This window comes from Streptomyces sp. CA-251247 (genome assembly GCF_050952975.1).
Classification (GTDB): domain Bacteria; phylum Actinomycetota; class Actinomycetes; order Streptomycetales; family Streptomycetaceae; genus Streptomyces; species Streptomyces achmelvichensis.
The window spans coordinates 1,690,573-1,706,177 of record NZ_CP191861.1 but is presented as its reverse complement, the minus strand read 5'-3'; the positions used below and the strand labels follow the sequence as shown (position 1 = coordinate 1,706,177).

General features: G+C 71.0%; 12 protein-coding genes. 7 read left to right on the top strand and 5 right to left on the bottom strand.

Translation table 11 applies throughout. From position 1 onward, the window contains the following. Positions 1-95 precede the first annotated feature (95 nt). Positions 96-959 carry an alpha/beta fold hydrolase gene (locus tag ACQPWZ_RS07515; protein ID WP_340472303.1) on the bottom strand — a complete coding sequence of 288 codons (864 nt, stop codon included), beginning with the start codon at positions 957-959 and terminating at the stop codon, positions 96-98. A gap of 188 nt (positions 960-1,147) precedes the next feature. Between ACQPWZ_RS07515 and ACQPWZ_RS07510 the strand changes: the two genes are divergently transcribed. Beyond that, positions 1,148-2,053 (top strand): slipin family protein, encoded by a 906-nt coding sequence (locus ACQPWZ_RS07510; protein WP_340472302.1) that lies wholly within the window; start codon positions 1,148-1,150, stop codon positions 2,051-2,053. A 231-nt stretch (positions 2,054-2,284) separates the two neighbouring features. Further along, positions 2,285-3,370 carry a S1 family peptidase gene (locus ACQPWZ_RS07505; protein ID WP_433570942.1) on the top strand — a complete coding sequence of 362 codons (1,086 nt, stop codon included), beginning with the start codon at positions 2,285-2,287 and terminating at the stop codon, positions 3,368-3,370. A 30-nt stretch (positions 3,371-3,400) separates the two neighbouring features. Here ACQPWZ_RS07505 and ACQPWZ_RS07500 read toward each other — a convergent pair whose 3' ends face one another. Then, positions 3,401-4,546 (bottom strand): AI-2E family transporter, encoded by a 1,146-nt coding sequence (locus ACQPWZ_RS07500; protein ID WP_433570941.1) that lies wholly within the window; start codon positions 4,544-4,546, stop codon positions 3,401-3,403. Positions 4,547-4,744: 198 nt separating this feature from the next. Beyond that, positions 4,745-5,866 carry a DUF3533 domain-containing protein gene (locus ACQPWZ_RS07495; RefSeq protein WP_433570940.1) on the bottom strand — a complete coding sequence of 374 codons (1,122 nt, stop codon included), beginning with the start codon at positions 5,864-5,866 and terminating at the stop codon, positions 4,745-4,747. A 142-nt stretch (positions 5,867-6,008) separates the two neighbouring features. On the opposite strand from ACQPWZ_RS07495, the gene ACQPWZ_RS07490 reads away from it, so the two are divergent. The 3 genes from ACQPWZ_RS07490 (at position 6,009) to ACQPWZ_RS07480 (ending at position 11,731) form a co-directional block, all read left to right on the top strand. Next, positions 6,009-9,440: a DNA polymerase III subunit alpha gene (locus ACQPWZ_RS07490; RefSeq protein ID WP_433570939.1), complete on the top strand. Its 3,432-nt coding sequence runs from the start codon at positions 6,009-6,011 to the stop codon at positions 9,438-9,440. After that, positions 9,437-10,492, top strand: a complete 1,056-nt coding sequence (locus tag ACQPWZ_RS07485) for a DNA polymerase Y family protein (protein ID WP_340472297.1) — start codon at positions 9,437-9,439, stop codon at positions 10,490-10,492. Before ACQPWZ_RS07490 ends, ACQPWZ_RS07485 begins: the two co-directional genes overlap by 4 nt. Before the next feature lie 351 nt (positions 10,493-10,843). Beyond that, positions 10,844-11,731, top strand: a complete 888-nt coding sequence (locus tag ACQPWZ_RS07480) for a lipase family alpha/beta hydrolase (RefSeq protein WP_433570938.1) — start codon at positions 10,844-10,846, stop codon at positions 11,729-11,731. 47 nt (positions 11,732-11,778) lie between these two features. Here the strand turns inward: ACQPWZ_RS07480 and ACQPWZ_RS07475 are convergent, their stop codons facing one another. Beyond that, a complete protein-coding gene (locus ACQPWZ_RS07475; RefSeq protein ID WP_356704894.1) occupies positions 11,779-12,825 on the bottom strand; it encodes a lytic polysaccharide monooxygenase auxiliary activity family 9 protein in 1,047 nt (348 codons plus the stop codon). A 508-nt stretch (positions 12,826-13,333) separates the two neighbouring features. Between ACQPWZ_RS07475 and ACQPWZ_RS07470 the strand changes: the two genes are divergently transcribed. Both ACQPWZ_RS07470 and ACQPWZ_RS07465 read left to right on the top strand, forming a co-directional pair. Beyond that, entirely contained in the window at positions 13,334-13,966 is a 633-nt protein-coding gene (locus ACQPWZ_RS07470; protein ID WP_433570937.1) for a hypothetical protein, read from the top strand. A 220-nt stretch (positions 13,967-14,186) separates the two neighbouring features. Next, positions 14,187-14,615, top strand: a complete 429-nt coding sequence (locus ACQPWZ_RS07465) for a pyridoxamine 5'-phosphate oxidase family protein (RefSeq protein WP_340472293.1) — start codon at positions 14,187-14,189, stop codon at positions 14,613-14,615. Positions 14,616-14,817: 202 nt separating this feature from the next. Here the strand turns inward: ACQPWZ_RS07465 and ACQPWZ_RS07460 are convergent, their stop codons facing one another. Further along, complete coding sequence (locus ACQPWZ_RS07460; protein WP_433573779.1) at positions 14,818-15,504, bottom strand: response regulator; 687 nt, start codon at positions 15,502-15,504, stop codon at positions 14,818-14,820. Between the last annotated feature and the right edge of the window lie 101 nt (positions 15,505-15,605).

The following is a 15,605-nucleotide window of genomic DNA, read 5'->3' as shown; positions in this document are numbered from 1 at the left end:
GCCGGTCCTCTCGTGCACCGGCAGGGCGGAGACCTCGCCCTGCCGGTGCACGAGTGCGGCCCGTCCCGAAGGAGTCCGTTCCCGTTCGGTGCGTTCTAGTTCAACAGCCAGGTCAGGATCCGGGGCAGCGCGTGCAGGGCGTCGAAGTGTGCCGCCGTCGGTTCCAGGACCGCCGTCGCACCGGGGATGCGCTGCGCGAGCCAGCGGGAGTGCCCCACCGGTGAGAACACGTCCTTCTCGCCGTGCCAGAGCATCACTTCGCCCTTGATGTCGGCCGGGTCGAACCCCCACGGGCTGCAGAAGGCCAGCGCGTCGTCGATCCAGCCGTACGCCGAGGCGCGCAGCGCCTCCTGGTAGTTGCGCAGCAGCATGGACCGCACTCCCGCGTCCGCCACGACCATCCGGTCCGAGTCGGTCAGCTCCCGGCGCAGATCGTCGAGGAGCCGGATCGGGTCCTTCCTGATCTCGGCGGACCGCAGGATGAACCGTGCCGTGAGCCCCGCGGGGTCGTCCGACGCAAAGGTGTACTCCAGGACGTTGGACGCCGCCATGCCCTCGAACCAGTCGAGCCCGTCGGCGTCCCGGGGCGCGAGGGTGACCAGCGCCGCGGTACGGGTGACCCGGTCCGGCATCAGCGCCGCGCAGGCAAGCGCGTGCGGCGCACCGCCCGACCGGCCCACGACGGCGAACCGCTCCAGCCCGAGTTCGTCGGCGATCGCCCGGACGTCCTCGGCGACATCGGCGACGGAGCGCCCGGCCAGCCGGTCCGAACCGCCGTAACCGGGACGGTCGTACGCGATCAGCTGGGTACGGCGCTGGTAGAGCACCATGCCGCGCGGGGCCGGGCCCAGCCGGCTGCCGGGTGTGCCGTGGAGCAGGAACACGGGCTGGCCGCGTGGATCCCCCAGCCGCTCCACCACCAGATGCCGCCCGTCCGACGCGCGCACCCGACGTCGCACCCCCGCCCCCTTCGTTCAGTGCCCGTACAAGAGTGTCCCGTACAAGCAAGGTGAGCCTTTGGCATTCCCCAACCGTTCGATGATTACCCATCAGAGCGTGTGACCGGGTCTCCCTTTGCGGCCAGGGGGGAGTTACCTTCGAAGAGGCACTGCATGCCGGTCCGCATCGCACCCCAGGGGGGCCCGTGATGATCGAGGCACTGATGACGGCCGGCGTGACCGTCGCGTCCGCGGGAGTCGTCTATGTGATGGCGGCCGCCCGGGTGGTCAAGCAGTACGAGCGCGGGGTGGTCTTCCGGCTCGGAAAGCTCAGGCCCTCCGTACGCGGCCCTGGATTCACCCTGATAGTCCCGGGCGTGGACCGGCTCCGTAAAGTCAATATGCAGATCGTGACGATGCCGGTTCCCGCGCAGGACGGCATCACCCGGGACAATGTGACGGTCCGGGTCGACGCGGTGATCTACTTCAAGGTGATCGATCCTTCCGACGCGGTGGTGCAGGTCGAGGACTACCGGTTCGCGGTCTCCCAGATGGCGCAGACATCCTTGCGCTCGATCATCGGCAAGAGCGATCTGGACGATTTGCTCTCGAACCGGGAGCAGTTGAACCAGGGGCTGGAGCTGATGATCGACAGCCCGGCGGTCGGCTGGGGTGTGCAGATCGACCGGGTGGAGATCAAGGACGTGTCGCTGCCCGAGACGATGAAACGGTCCATGGCACGGCAGGCGGAGGCCGACCGCGAGCGCCGGGCACGGGTCATCAACGCGGACGCGGAACTCCAGGCCTCGAAGAAGCTCGCCGAGGCGGCGGGCGAGATGTCGAAAGAACCCGCCGCGCTGCAACTGCGGCTGCTCCAGACCGTGGTGGCGGTCGCCGCGGAGAAGAACTCCACCCTGGTGCTGCCCTTCCCGGTGGAACTCCTGCGCTTCCTCGAACGCGCCCAGCAGCCGGCGCCTGCGCCCCCGGCCGAACCCGCTCCCGCTCCCGCGGCAGCCCCTGTTCCCGCGACTCCTCCTGCTCCCGCGAGCGCCCCTCCTCCTCCCGCCGTCGGTCCGGCCGCGGGCCCCGAGGGGTCGGAATCAGGACAGGACTAGTCCTCACCCATTGCCCATGGCGTGATTGCTCGCCGTACATGTGCTGTTCGCGAAACGGAATGACCAGGGTCGATGTTTGCTGTGAAGGCGTTGTGAACGCCTCCGCGTTGTCGTGTGCGCGTCCTGAAGTCGACCTTGTGTGCTACCGATTGGTATCGGAATAGTGGGCGCCCCATCCTCCGTGTTCCGACACCCCACATGTCGGGACGCGGCCCCCACAGGAGGTTGAAGTTGAAGCACCGACGCATTCCCAAGAGAAAAGCGGCGATAGCGGGCGGCGCCGTCGTCGCACTTGTTGGAGCGGGCCTCACCTTCCAGAGTGCGAACGCCAGTGACAACACCGAGCAGTTCACCGCGAAGAAGCTGTCGGCGACGGCGGCCGGAAACCTCGCCAACACGCTGAGCGTGAAGCTGGGCGGCGACGCGGCCGGCACGTACTACGACGCCGACGCCAAGACGCTCATCGTGAACGTCATCGACGACGCGGCCGCCAAGGCCGTGCGCGACGCGGGCGGCAAGGCACGCGTCGTGGAGAACACCCTCGCCGAGCTGAAGACCGCCCGGCAGACCCTCACCACCAAGGCGACCATTCCGGGCACCTCCTGGGCGGTCAACCCGGTCACCAACAAGGTCGTCGTCACCGCCGACCGTACGGTCAAGGGCGCGGCGCTGACCAAGCTGAACCAGGTCGTCAAGGGCCTGGGCGGCAAGGCGGAACTGAAGAAGACCGCCGGTGAGTTCAAGCCCTTCATCTCCGGCGGCGACGCCATCCACTCGGGCGGCGGACGCTGCTCGCTCGGCTTCAACGTCGTCAAGGACGGCGAGCCCCACTTCATCACCGCCGGACACTGCGGCCAGGCCGGCAGCCAGTGGTCCGACTCCGCGGGCGGCGCGCCGATCGGCGAGATGGTCGACTCGCAGTTCCCCGACAACGACTTCGCGCTCGTCAAGTACAGCGGCAGCACCGAGCACCCGAGCGAGGTGAACCTCTACAACGGCAGCTCGCAGGCCATCACCAAGGCGGGCGAGGCCACCGTCGGCATGCAGGTGCAGCGCAGCGGCTCCACCACCCAGGTGCACGACGGTGAGGTCACCGGCCTCGACGCCACCGTGAACTACGGCAACGGCGACATCGTCAACGGCCTCATCCAGACCACGGTCTGCGCCGAGCCCGGTGACAGTGGCGGCTCGCTCTTCGCGGGCGACACCGCCGTCGGTCTCACCTCGGGCGGCAGCGGTGACTGCTCCTCGGGCGGCGAGACCTTCTTCCAGCCGGTGCCCGAGGCCCTTCAGGCCTTCGGGGCCGAGATCGGCTGACGCACCACCCTGTGAGCCATGAGGCCCGGGTCACCCCTCAGGGGTGGCCCGGGCCTTGCTCATGCCGCTCGTGTTCCCCGCCTCGTCCGCCGGTCCGTCTCCCGCCGGTCCCTTCTTCCCCTTCGTCCGGGTGCGCGGCTGCTGTGTCTTTGGCTGCTCGCCGCGCAGGGCCTGCCGCGCGGCCCAGAGGACGGAGACCAGCGGTACCGCCACCACCGCACCCACCACTCCCGCCGCGATGGCCCCGCCGACGACCGAGAGTGCCACCACCACCGGGTGCAGCCGGACGGCCCAGCTCATCACCAGCGGGTGCAGCAGATGCCCCTCGATCTGACCGATGATCACGATCAGTGCGACGACGACGGCCGCGATCACCGGCCCTTCGGACGCCAGCGCCACCACCGCGGCGACGGCCAGCGCGATGGGGGAGCCGATCAGCGGAATGAAAGCGGCGAAGAATTCGAGCAGGGCCAGGGGCACGGCCAGCGGCACTCCGAGGGCGAACAGCGCCACGCCCACCAGGATGGCGTTGGTGGCCGCCACCAGCACGATGCCGTGTGTGTAACCGGTGAAGGTCCGCCAGCCCGCCCGGCCGGCCAGCGCCACCCGGTCCCGGGCCCCCGCCGGCAGCTGTGAGCAGAACCAGTTCCACTGCCGGTCGCCCGACTGGAGGAAGAAGATCGAGCAGAAGAGCGCGAGCGCCAGCACGGTGAGCACCTGCACCAGCCGTCCGGCGCCGCTGAGAGCGGTACTGATCAGGGTGGACCGGTGGCTGGACAGGAACTGCCCGATCCGGGACTGGAGATCGGTGAGCGCCTCGGGGTTCAGCCGGAACGGAGGCTGCTCCAGCCAGTGTTCGATCCTGCCGATCCCGGCGCCGAACTCCTCCTGGAGTACGGCGCGTTCACCGGCGACCGTCTCGCCGACGAAGGCCAGGACGCCGAGGAGGACGACGATGCTGCCGAGCAGGGACACGGCAACGGCGATCGCCCGCGGCATCCGGCGGGCCAGCAGATCGGTCATCGGGCGGAGCATCGCGGTGACGACCAGACCGAGGAAGACGGCCACGGCGATCTCGTGGAACCGCCCGAGGATCGAGAAGACGGCGTACACGAGCGCGCCGACCACGAGCACACGCCAGGAGTACGCGGCCGCGGCCCGCAGCGCGGGGGACACCGGTGGTCCGGAACTCCGGCCGGCTCTCCCGTTCCCGTCGGCAACGGCCGGTCCGCGGGAGGCCCGGCGAGCGGCGCGGATCCGCGGGCCCCGCTCTCCGGACGGCCGGGCGGGGGAGGGGGCCCCGGACTGTGGACCGTTGCCGGGCTGTGTGTCGCCGCGCTCTCGCGGTCCGAGTCGTCCGGGCATCGGCTCGCCTCAGCCCGTGCCGGGACGGCCCGCGGTGGCCGCCCTTTCGGCTCCGCCACCCCGGCGCCCATCGGCTCCGCCGCCCGCGGCCACTTCCGCCCCGGCCCCCATGCCGCCGGGGCGGAACACCGCGGCGGCGATCGTGAGCGCCGTGCCCGTCACCGCCCACACGCCGAGCACCAGCATCGGGACGCCCGCGCCGTTGCCCCTGAAGTACGCGATCGAGCGGGCGGCGTAGGTGCCGGCGCCCGGCGGCAGTGCGGGGCCGATGATCCGCCAGAACGGCGGCAGCAGCGGATGGGGATAGGCGCCGCCGGCACTCGGATTGCCGAGCACGACCACCAGCAGGATCGCGATGCCGATGCCGATGACGCCCACGAGGCCCTGGAGGGCGAGCGTGAGCGACCCGACCGCGAAGACCAGCAGCGTGCCGAGGCCCCACAGGGCAGGAAGACTGCCCGGCAGGGCGTCCAGCACGGGGCCCGCGATCACGGATCCCAGCAGGCCGGCGAGGATCGAGTACACCAGCAGGGCGCCCAGCCGGATCACGGCGCGGGATCCGTTGGCGGGCCGTGCGCCCGCACTGATCCCGAGGATCGCCGCGCACAGATAGCCGCCCACGCACCAGCCGACGACCAGGTAGAACGAGGAGAGCCCGCGGCCGTCGCCCGGGGTGCCGGGGACCACGTCCACCACCTTCAGGGTCCTTGGCTGCCCCTTCTCGGCCGCCGTGACGACCTCGGCGAGCGCCTGGGAGAGCGAGGCGCCGCCGCCGCTGGCGACCAGCAGCCGGGCGGTGCCGTCGGGGCCGAGGACGAGTGCGCCGTCGATGTCCCGGTTCCGGATCTGTTCGACCGCCGCCGCCTCGTTCCCGACCGGCCGGGGGTCGAGCGGCTCGTCCGGCAGGGTGGACAGCCGGTACAGGACCTCGTCGGAGACCTGGCTCGAGTGCGCGGTGACGGCCAGCGGGACCCTGTGCGGTGCGGGTGCGTGGAAGGCGCCGATGTACGACGTGATGAAGGCCAGCTGGATCGCCAGCACCCCGAGGACCAGGAGTGCGGCCCGTGCGCTCACCGCGTCCTTGAGCTCGCCGAGGAAACCTCCGCGAGGGTCGTCCGATGTGCGCGTCATGGCCTCCACGCTGGGTCTCGCCCGGTGTTCCCGCAGGTGGGGCGGGTCCGAATGGCTGATGCGCGCCATGTCGTACGTATGTTCGAAACTTGGTCTATGGTGGAGGAGGGGGAGGTGAGACGGACTGATCCAGGAGGTGCGGGTGCCCGGGTTCACGCATCTGCACACCGTTTCCGGGTTCTCCCTGCGGTACGGGGCATCGCATCCGGAGCGGCTGGCTGCGGGTGCCGCCGAGCGGGGTATGGACGCCCTTGCGCTGACCGACCGCGACACCGTCGCGGGCGCGGTCCGCTTCATCAAGGCCTGCGAGAAGGAGGGGGTCCGGCCGCTGTTCGGGGTGGACCTCGCGGTGGGGGAGCGGGCCCGGCAGGAGGGGCCGACCGGGCGCCGGCGTGCTCCCGTGCGCGGTGGTGCCTTTCTCGACGAGTCCGCTCCGCGGGCCGTCTTTCTGGCGCGGTCCCGCCGGGGCTGGGCCGAGCTGTGCCGACTGGTGACCGCCGCGCATGCGGCGGACGACGGTGTTCCGCTGCTGCCCTGGAACGACAGCCACGGCGACGGTCTGACCGTTCTGCTCGGGCCCGCGTCCGAGATCGGCCGGGCGCTCGCCGCGGGCCGCCCCGACCGGGCGGCCACGCTGCTCACACCCTGGCAGGAACGTTTCGGCAATGGGCTGCGCCTCGAAGTCGTCCACCACGGACTCCCGGGCACGGGCCCCGGCTCCCTGCGGCACGCCGCACGCACCCTCGGCTTCGCCGCCGAACACGGCGTACGGGCCGTGCTGACCAACGCCGTCCGCTACGCCGACCCCGGCCAGGGGCCGGTCGCCGACGTCCTCGACGCGGCCCGCCGCCTGGTGCCCATCGACCCGCGCAAAGGTCTCGACAGCGGGGAGCGCTGGCTCAAGGGTCCGGACGCGATGACCGCGCATGCCGAGCGGGTCGCCGAGGCCGCGGGCTTCCGCCGGGACACCGCGCACCGGCTGCTCGCCATGACCGAGGAGACGGCGGCCGCGTGCCTGGTCGACCCCGAGGACGACCTGGGGATCGGCGCCGTCCACTTCCCCGAACCGCATCTGGTCGGCGCCGGGCGGCGCTCCCCGCAACGGGTGCTGGCCTCCCGCGCCGCCGCCGGCATGGTGCTGCGCGGCTACGACAACCGCCGCGACTACTGGGAGCGCATGCACCACGAGCTCGACATCATCGCGTACCACGGCAACGCCACGTACTTCCTGACGGTCGCTCAGGTCGTTGACGACGTCAAGAAGATGGGCATCCGGGTCGCGGCACGCGGCTCCGGGGCGGGCTCCCTCGTCAACCATCTCCTCGGCATCGCGCACGCCGACCCCGTCGAACACGGCCTGCTGATGGAGCGCTTCCTCTCCACCCGGCGGCGGGTGCTGCCCGACATCGACATCGACGTGGAGTCCGCCCGCCGGATCGAGGTCTACCGCGCGATCATCGACCGCTTCGGCGAGGAGCGGGTCGCCACCGTCGCCATGCCCGAGACCTACCGGGTGCGCCATGCGGTACGTGACGTGGGTGCCGCGCTCTCCATGGACCCGGCCGAGATCGACCGCATCGCCAAGTCCTTTCCGCACATCCGCGCCCGGGACGCCCGCGCCGCCATGGAGGAACTGCCCGAACTGCGCGCCCTCGCCGCCGAGAAGGGGAAGCACGGCCGGATGTGGGAGCTGGTCGAGGCGCTGGACGCGCTGCCGCGGGGGATCGCCATGCACCCGTGCGGGGTGCTGCTCTCGGACGCCTCGCTCCTGACCCGTACCCCGGTGGTGCCCACCAGCGGGGAGGGCCTGCCCATGGCGCAGTTCGACAAGGACGACGTGGAGGAGCTCGGGCTGCTCAAACTCGACGTCCTCGGCGTGCGGATGCAGTCGGCGATGGCGCATGCGGTCGCCGAGGTGCGGCGGGCGACGGGGGAGGAGGTCGACATCGATGCCGTACCGCCGGGCGACCCGGACACCTACCGGCTGATCAAGTCCACCGAGACGCTGGGCTGTTTCCAGATCGAGTCGCCGGGCCAGCGGGATCTGATCGGCCGGCTCCAGCCGTCGACCTTCGACGACCTGGTGGTCGACATCTCGCTCTTCCGGCCGGGCCCGGTCGCGGCCGACATGGTGCGGCCGTTCATCGAGGCCCGGCACGGCCGGGCGCCTGTCCGCTATCCGCACAAGGATCTGGAGAGGCCACTGAAGGAGACCTACGGAGTCGTCGTCTTCCACGAGCAGATCATCGAGATGCTGGACATCATGACCGGCTGCGGGCGGGACGAGGCCGACCGGGTGCGGCGCGGGCTGTCCCACCCCGAGTCGCAGGGAGCGATCAAGGTCTGGTTCGCCCGGCAGGCGGCGGCCAGGGACTACACCCCCGACGTGATCGCCCGCACCTGGGAGATCATCGAGGCCTTCGGCTCGTACGGCTTCTGCAAGGCGCACGCGGTGGCCTTCGCCGTGCCGACCTATCAGTCGGCATGGCTCAAGGCGCACCACCCGGCGGCCTTCTTCGCCGGGCTGCTCACCCATGACCCGGGGATGTACCCGAAGCGGCTGCTGCTGGCGGACGCACGGCGGCGCGGAGTCCCCGTACTGCCGTTGGACGTGAACCGGTCGGCAGTCGCTCATCAAATCGAACTGGTGTCTGAAGAGGGGCGGGAGGCCTGGGGGTTGAGGCTCGCCCTCTCGGACGTCCATGGCATCAGCGAGGCCGAGGCGGAGCGCATCGCGAACGGCCGGCCCTACTCCTCACTGCTGGACTTCTGGCAGCGCGCCCGCCCGGGCCGCCCGGTCGCCGAACGGCTCGCCCAGGTCGGCGCGCTGGACGCCTTCGGCGCGAACCGGCGCGACCTGCTGCTGCATCTCGCCGAACTCCACCGCGGACAGCGCGGCAAGGGGTCCTACGGCAGTCAACTCCCGCTCGGGCAGGGGGAGAAGACCGCCCCCGTCGGGCTGCCCGACCTCGGTGACGCGGAACGCCTCAGTGCTGAGCTCGGCGTCCTCGGCATGGACGCCTCCCGGCATCTGATGGGTGATCACCACTCCTTCCTGAAGGAGCTGGGAGTGCTCTCGGCCCAGCAACTGCGCTCGGCGAAGCACGGGCAGACCGTGCTGGTCGCGGGCGCGAAGGCGGCCACCCAGACACCGCCGATCCGGTCCGGGCGCCGGGTCATCTTCAGCACGCTCGACGACGGCACCGGCCTGGTCGACCTCGCCTTCTTCGACGACAGTCACGCCGCATGCGCCTACACCGTCTTCCACTCCTGGCTGCTGCTGGTGCGCGGGGTGGTGCAGCGGCGCGGTCCGCGCAGCCTCAGCGTGGTCGGCGCGGCCGCCTGGAACCTCGCCGAACTGGCGGAACTGCGGCGCACGGGAGGGCTCGACGCGGTCGCGGCACGGCTGACCGCTCCCGTGGAGGGCGACGGGGCCCCCGCCGACAACGGGCGCCGGATCCAGCTGTCGACGGGCTACGAACTCAACCCCTGGGCGGACCTTCAGCCGCCCGGTGAGCAACAGGCGGCAACGGGGAGGAAGTTGTGGCACCAGAGTCCCGGGAGCGCCGGATGAACCAGAATCCCCCGAGCCCCGACCGGCCGGATGCAGGACGGGGAGCCGGAGCCGGCGGACTGTACGACCGTGCGGCGAGCGTCCTGCATGTGCGCTGCGCCCCGGCGCTTCCCGAGGACGAGTACCGGGCGGTGCTGGAGCTGCTGCGGGAGTTCTCTCCCGTCGTCCAGGCCATCCCGCCCTCGGCCGCGCTGGTGCAGGCCCGGGGAGCGCAGCGGTACTTCGGCGCGGACGCCGTGCGGATCGCGGAGATCGTGCGGTTGCGCGCGGTGGCCCGGCTGGGCACGGACGTACGGATCGGGGTGGCCGGCACCTGGGCGGTGGCGGCGATGGCCTCAGCCCGGGTACCGGAACCCGGCGGCATCGTGGCCGTGCCCGAGGGCGCGGTGGACGACTTCCTCGCGCCGCTGCCGGTGGAGGCGCTGCACGGCATCGGCTCCCGGCAGGCCGAGGCGCTGCACGCGTACGGCCTGCACACCGTCGGCGCACTGGCCGCCGTCCCGCAGGGCGTCGTCGAACGGATCCTGGGCCGGCGGGCGGGACGGCAGGCCGCGGAGCGCGCCCGCGGTGTCGACCCACGTCCCGTCACGCCCAAGGATCTGCCGCCCGCGGCCGCCGTCCGGCACCGGTTCACCGGGCACGAGCTCGACGGTGCCCTGGTCAGGGCCGCGCTTCTCGATCTGGTGGTACGGCTGGGCGCGACCCTGCGCGACCGCCGTCAGGCCGCCCGGGCGCTGTCCTTGAAGCTCCAGTTCGCCGGTGGCACGCACTGGGAGAAGACCCGGCGGCTCCCCGAGCCGTCCGGCCACGACGAGGATCTGCGGACCGCGGCGTACCGGATGATGGACGCCGCCGGACTCCAGCGGGCCCGGCTGACGGGCATGGTGCTGCGCGCCGAGGACCTCACCGCGGCCGAGCGGGTGTCCCGGCAGATCTCGCTCGACCCGGTGCGGGAATCCCGTCTCACGGCGGAGGTGGCTGTCGACCGGGCGAACGCGCGGTTCGGCGCCGGCACGGTGCGGCCGGCGGCCACGTTCCGCAGGGCGTCGTAGGGGCGAGCGGGGAGCGCGGGGCGTCGTAGCGGCGGGCCGGGAGCGCGGGGCGGAGCGGGTGCCGGCGGGCAACCTCCAGCGCTGACAGCGGACTTCTCCGCGCTGCCCGTGCCCACCGACCCGGACCCGGGCCCCGGGCGGCTCGAAGGTGCCGCCGGAGCGGATGGTGTACACCGCTGTGCCCGCCCGCCGTGCCGCGTGCCGCCGCTGACCGGCGGAGATCGCCTATTGACACAAGTTCAGTTTTTACCGACGCGTAACTTCCCAGTCGCGGTTACTCGTGCGTAGTTTTGTCGTGGGCACCACAAATCCAGCCATCGCTACTCCCTTGAGCCGCAAGGAGATTGCCCGATGCTGCCCTGGAAACGTGCACTGAGACCCCTTGCCGCCCTGCTGTTGGCCGCCGCCGTCAGCCTGACTCCCGCAGCCGCCGCTCACGCCGATTCGGTCACCGCCGACACCGCCACCGCATCGGCACCCCACAGCGGTTGGAACAACTACAGCTGCAAGCCCTCCGCCACCCATCCCCGCCCCGTCGTTCTCGTCCACGGAACCTTCGGGAACTCGATCGACAACTGGCTCAGCCTCGCTCCGTACCTGGTCAAGCGTGGCTACTGCGTCTTCTCACTCGACTACGGGCAGCTCCCCGGCGTGCCCTTCTTCCACGGCCTCGGCCCCATCGACAAGTCCGCGGAGCAACTCGACACCTATGTCGACAAGGTGCTCGCCGCGACCGGCGCGTCCGAGGCGGACCTCGTCGGCCACTCCCAGGGCGGCATGATGCCGCGCTACTACCTCAAGTTCCTCGGCGGCGCCGACAAGGTGAACGCCCTCGTCGGCCTGGCGCCCGACAATCACGGCACCACGCTGTCCGGCCTCACCGCGCTTCTGCCGTACTTCCCCGGAGCCGAGGACCTGCTCAGCGCCGCCACCCCGGGGCTCGCCGACCAGATCGTCGGCTCCGCCTTCCTGACCAAACTCAACGCGGGCGGCGACACCGTGCCCGGCGTGCGCTACACCGTCATCTCCACCCGCTACGACCAGGTGGTCACGCCCTACCGCTCGCAGTACCTGGACGGCCCGGGCGTCAAGAACGTCCTGGTCCAGGACCTGTGCCCGGTGAACCTGTCGGAGCATCTCGCCATCGGGCTGTTCGACCGGATCGCGTACCACGAGGTGGCCAACGCCCTTGACCCGGCGAACGCCCGACGCACGACCTGCGCGTCCGTCTTCAGCTGACACCGAAGAACGGACGCGCAGTTTCGCCACCCGGCGACGAGGGTTGCTCAGCGGCCGTGACGGCCGCCGGCCGTCGCCCTGCGCCGGGCCGTGCCGAACAGTGCGGCCGCACCGAGAGCGAGGGCGGCGGCACCCCCGATGGCGATGTACGGGGTGCTGCTGTCACCACCGGTCTCGGCGAGGTTCTCGCTGCCCGAGGTGCCCGGGGCAGCGGCGCTGTTCGGCTCGGGGGCGTTGTCCCCGGCCTGCTCGGCCTCCTCGCCGGCGGCCTGGTCCGCGGGCTTTTCGCCGGCCTCCTCGCCGGCCGCTTCCGTGCCCTTCTGCTCGGAGCCCTTGCCCGCCTCGTCGTGCCCGTCGCCGCCGTGACCGTTGTGGTCCACGGTCGACTGGTCGGCACCGTCGGCTATCTCCTCCTCGGAGGGCGCAGCGGCGGTCGGGGCGTTGCCCGCGCCACCGTTGTCCTGCCCGAACACCACGTCGGAACAGGTGTAGAAGGCCTCGGGGGAGTCCGAACGCTGCCAGATGGAGTAGACGAGGTGGCGGCCGGACTTGTTCGGGACGACACCGTCGAAGACGTACTCACCGTTGACCAGCTTCGGGTCGGTGACCTTCGCGAACGGCTTGGCCTCCAGGTCCGACCACTTCAGCGGCTTCGTCGGGTCGTACCCGTCCTTGGTCAGGTACAGCTCGAAGGAACCCTTGTGGGGCGCGGTCGCCTTGTAGTGGAAGGTGCGGTTGCCGGCCGACATCTTGCTGGAAGGCCAGTCACCACGGGGCAGATCGAGCCCCTTGTACTTGTCGCGGCCCGCGCTGCACAGCTTGCCGTCCGGGATCAACTGCTGGTGATTGCCCGCGGCGTTGGCGATGTTGACTTCGTTCCAGTCGTACAGGGGCTGCGTACCGCCGGCCGCGACCGCAGCCTTGCACGCCGCGGAGACCGGACTCTCCGGCCCCTCGGCGAAGCAGGCGGACACCCGGCTGACCGGGTCCGTCATCGAGCCGTGGGCGAAGGCCGGAGCGGCGGAAAGCCCGGCGATCACGATCGGCGCGACGCCGAGTGCGGCGAGCGTGGTGACCTTACGGCGAGCGGTCATGGTGACGTTCTCCTCAAGACGGACACATGGGGGGATCCCAGGGCGGGCCCGAACGGGCGGCACAACCCCCCGTGGCTCAGCGGCACCGACAGTCCGAACCAGCCCCGGCGATCAGCAAGCTAGCCCTTCGACGAGCCGAAATCGCCTGCTGGGAGGGGATGGAGGGCATCCTTATGCTCGCTTTAAGGGCGGGGTAAGGGGGAGCACAGGAAGGCTGCGGAGCGCGCATGGCCGAGCACCTGTTTCCTCCACACGCGCACGAGGTGTTCGTGCAGTTGCGTCCCTCAGGGCCGCTCGGGACGACAACAGGCTTCACGTCTGCGGACCGCGACGGCCGTACTACGCCGAGCGGACTGCTCTGCGCGGCGATCGGGTGACGTGGCCGTTCCTTCCGTAATCCGGCCACCCGGCCAGGCGTTCCCCGGTGAGCAGCCGCATAGGTGGTGCTTCGGCGTTCCTGCAGGGAAGCCCATCCACGTGGCGATTCACCGACGCAACAGGAGAATCAATGGCAAAGCAGCGGTTGAGGCGGCGGGTGGCCACATGGGCCGCAGTGATCGGAACGGGTGTCGTGCTGCCGTTCGCTTCGGGCGCGACGCCGGCGTTCGCCGCGCCGGTCCTCTCCCTCGAGAAGTTCCACTCGGGAGACTTCGCGCAGGGTGAGCAAGGCGAGTACCAGTTCCAGGTGACCAATCAGGGTTCGGACCCGACCACCGGCACGGTGACCCTCACGGACGTCGTGCCCGCAGGGCTCACCGTGGTCGGTACCTCGGGCCACGTCTCGTGGGACTGCACCGTCACCACAGCGTCCATCTCCTGCACAAACGACACTGCGGTGGGGCCGATCGAGAGCTACCCGGCCCTGACCCTGATCGTGCAGGTCGCCGAAGACGCCCCGTGCACCGTCACCAACAGCGCCACCATCTCCGGCGGTGGCAGTCTGGTCGACTCGGACAGTGACCCCACGACCATCACCGGCGGTGACTGCGACGACAACGGAGGCGGCGGCGGGGGTTCGATTCTGCCGATCAACCTCAACGGCGTCATCCCCCTGTTCAACAACATCAGCACCCAGAGCAACATCCACAGTCCGGGCGCCATCAACACCAGCACCCAGGACTTCGGGCTGAACGCGCCCTGAACCCGCGTGCGAGCGGTGCGGGCCACGTGCATGGCCCGCACCGCTCGCACATGGCGCCGGCCATGCGGCGTGACCAGCGGCCGTCGGCGGATCATGGGCGAGGGGATCCGGACAACCCGGTCCTCGTGCCCCGACACCCCGCGCGAGTGCCATCCCGCAGACGGTCCCGGCGTCCTAGGCTCGGGCAGCAGGAGTAGACGCCGAGCAGAAGGAGCCGTCCGTGGCCTTGAGCCGTGAAGAGCGTGAGCAGTTCCTCGCCGAGCCCCATGTCGCGGCGCTGGCCGTGGACGAGGGGGAGAAGGGGCGGGCGCCCCTGACCGTGCCGATCTGGTACCAGTACGCGCCCGGTGGTGACCTCTGGATCATGACGGGGCGCGACTCCCGGAAGGGGCGGGCCATCGCGCAGGCGGGGCGGTTCTGCCTGATGATCGACCGCTTGGAGCCCACCATCCGGTACGTCTCCGTCGAAGGGCCCGTCACCGAGACGATCCCCGCCACCCGGGAGCTTCTTCAGGAGATCTCGGCACGTTATCTGCCGGCCGACAAGGTTGACGCCTACGTCGACATGGCCTGGAAGAGCCACGGCGAGCAGGTGGTCATCCACATGCAGCCGCAGCGCTGGGTCAGCTCGGACCTCGGCGCACTCTGACCGATCGGGCGGAGGACCCTCGGGTCCCCCGTCGGCGGGATCGCCTGCCCGGGCGCGCATCGTCCGGGCGGGCGAGGTCCCGCGCAGAGTCCGCGCGGGCGACCGGCGCACGGTCCGGGCAGCGGCCCCGGCCTCAGCCGCCGGTCAGGCGGTACCGCCGTCCAAGCCTCAGCCGCCACTCCGCCTCAGCCGCCACTCCGCCTCAGCCGCCGGTCAGGCGGTACCGCCGCTCCGGGCGCCCCGTGCCGCCGTAGCGCAGCGTGACCTCGGCCCGGCCGACGGCGGCGAAGTACTCCAGATACCGGCGCGCGCTCACTCGCGACAGCGAGCCCGCCTCCGCGCACTCGGACGCCGACAGATCGCCCGCGTGCTCCCGCAGGATCCGCTCGACCAGTTCGGCGGTGTGCGGGGCCAGCCCTTTGGGCAGTTCGCGTGAACCGGGCGGCCGGGTGCCGAAGATCTGGTCGACGTCCTCCTGCCGCGCCTCGCCCAGCCGGTCGAAGCGGGACCGCAGCGATGCCACGTGCCGCAGCTGCTCCTGAAGTGCCGCCTGGTTGAACGGCTTGATCAGATAGTGCAGCGCCCCCGCGCGCAGCGCCGCCCGCACCAGACCGGCGTCCCGGGCGGCCGTGATGAACAGCGCGTCCACGTTTCCCCGCGTCTCGTCCCGTTCCTCGGCCGCCCGCAGCTCGCGCAGCACCGTGATCCCGTCCATGTCCGGGAGATAGATGTCGAGGAGCACGAGTTCGGGCCGCAGACGCTCGGCCGCGCGCAGCGCTTCGGCGCCGCTGTGGGCCACACCGACGACCGTGAAGCCTTCCGTCGCGGACACATAGCGGCTGTGCAGCTTGGCGACCATGAAGTCGTCGTCCACCACCAGCACGTTCATCACGCCGTCACGGTAGGACGTGACCACAAGGACCACAACGTCCGTTGATTGCGGAAGGGAGACAGCTTCTCAACGCGCAGGCAACATGTGGGCCACTTCAC

Bases quoted from the DNA above. Each gene is read 5' to 3' on its own strand.
- ACQPWZ_RS07510 (WP_340472302.1), top strand. From the start codon at position 1,148: ATGATCGAGGCACTGATGACGGCCGGCGTGACCGTCGCGTCCGCGGGA.
- ACQPWZ_RS07495 (WP_433570940.1), bottom strand. From the start codon at position 5,866: ATGACGCGCACATCGGACGACCCTCGCGGAGGTTTCCTCGGCGAGCTC.
- ACQPWZ_RS07485 (WP_340472297.1), top strand. From the start codon at position 9,437: ATGAACCAGAATCCCCCGAGCCCCGACCGGCCGGATGCAGGACGGGGA.
- ACQPWZ_RS07480 (WP_433570938.1), top strand. From the start codon at position 10,844: ATGCTGCCCTGGAAACGTGCACTGAGACCCCTTGCCGCCCTGCTGTTG.
- ACQPWZ_RS07475 (WP_356704894.1), bottom strand. From the start codon at position 12,825: ATGACCGCTCGCCGTAAGGTCACCACGCTCGCCGCACTCGGCGTCGCG.
- ACQPWZ_RS07470 (WP_433570937.1), top strand. From the start codon at position 13,334: ATGGCAAAGCAGCGGTTGAGGCGGCGGGTGGCCACATGGGCCGCAGTG.
- ACQPWZ_RS07460 (WP_433573779.1), bottom strand. From the start codon at position 15,504: ATGAACGTGCTGGTGGTGGACGACGACTTCATGGTCGCCAAGCTGCAC.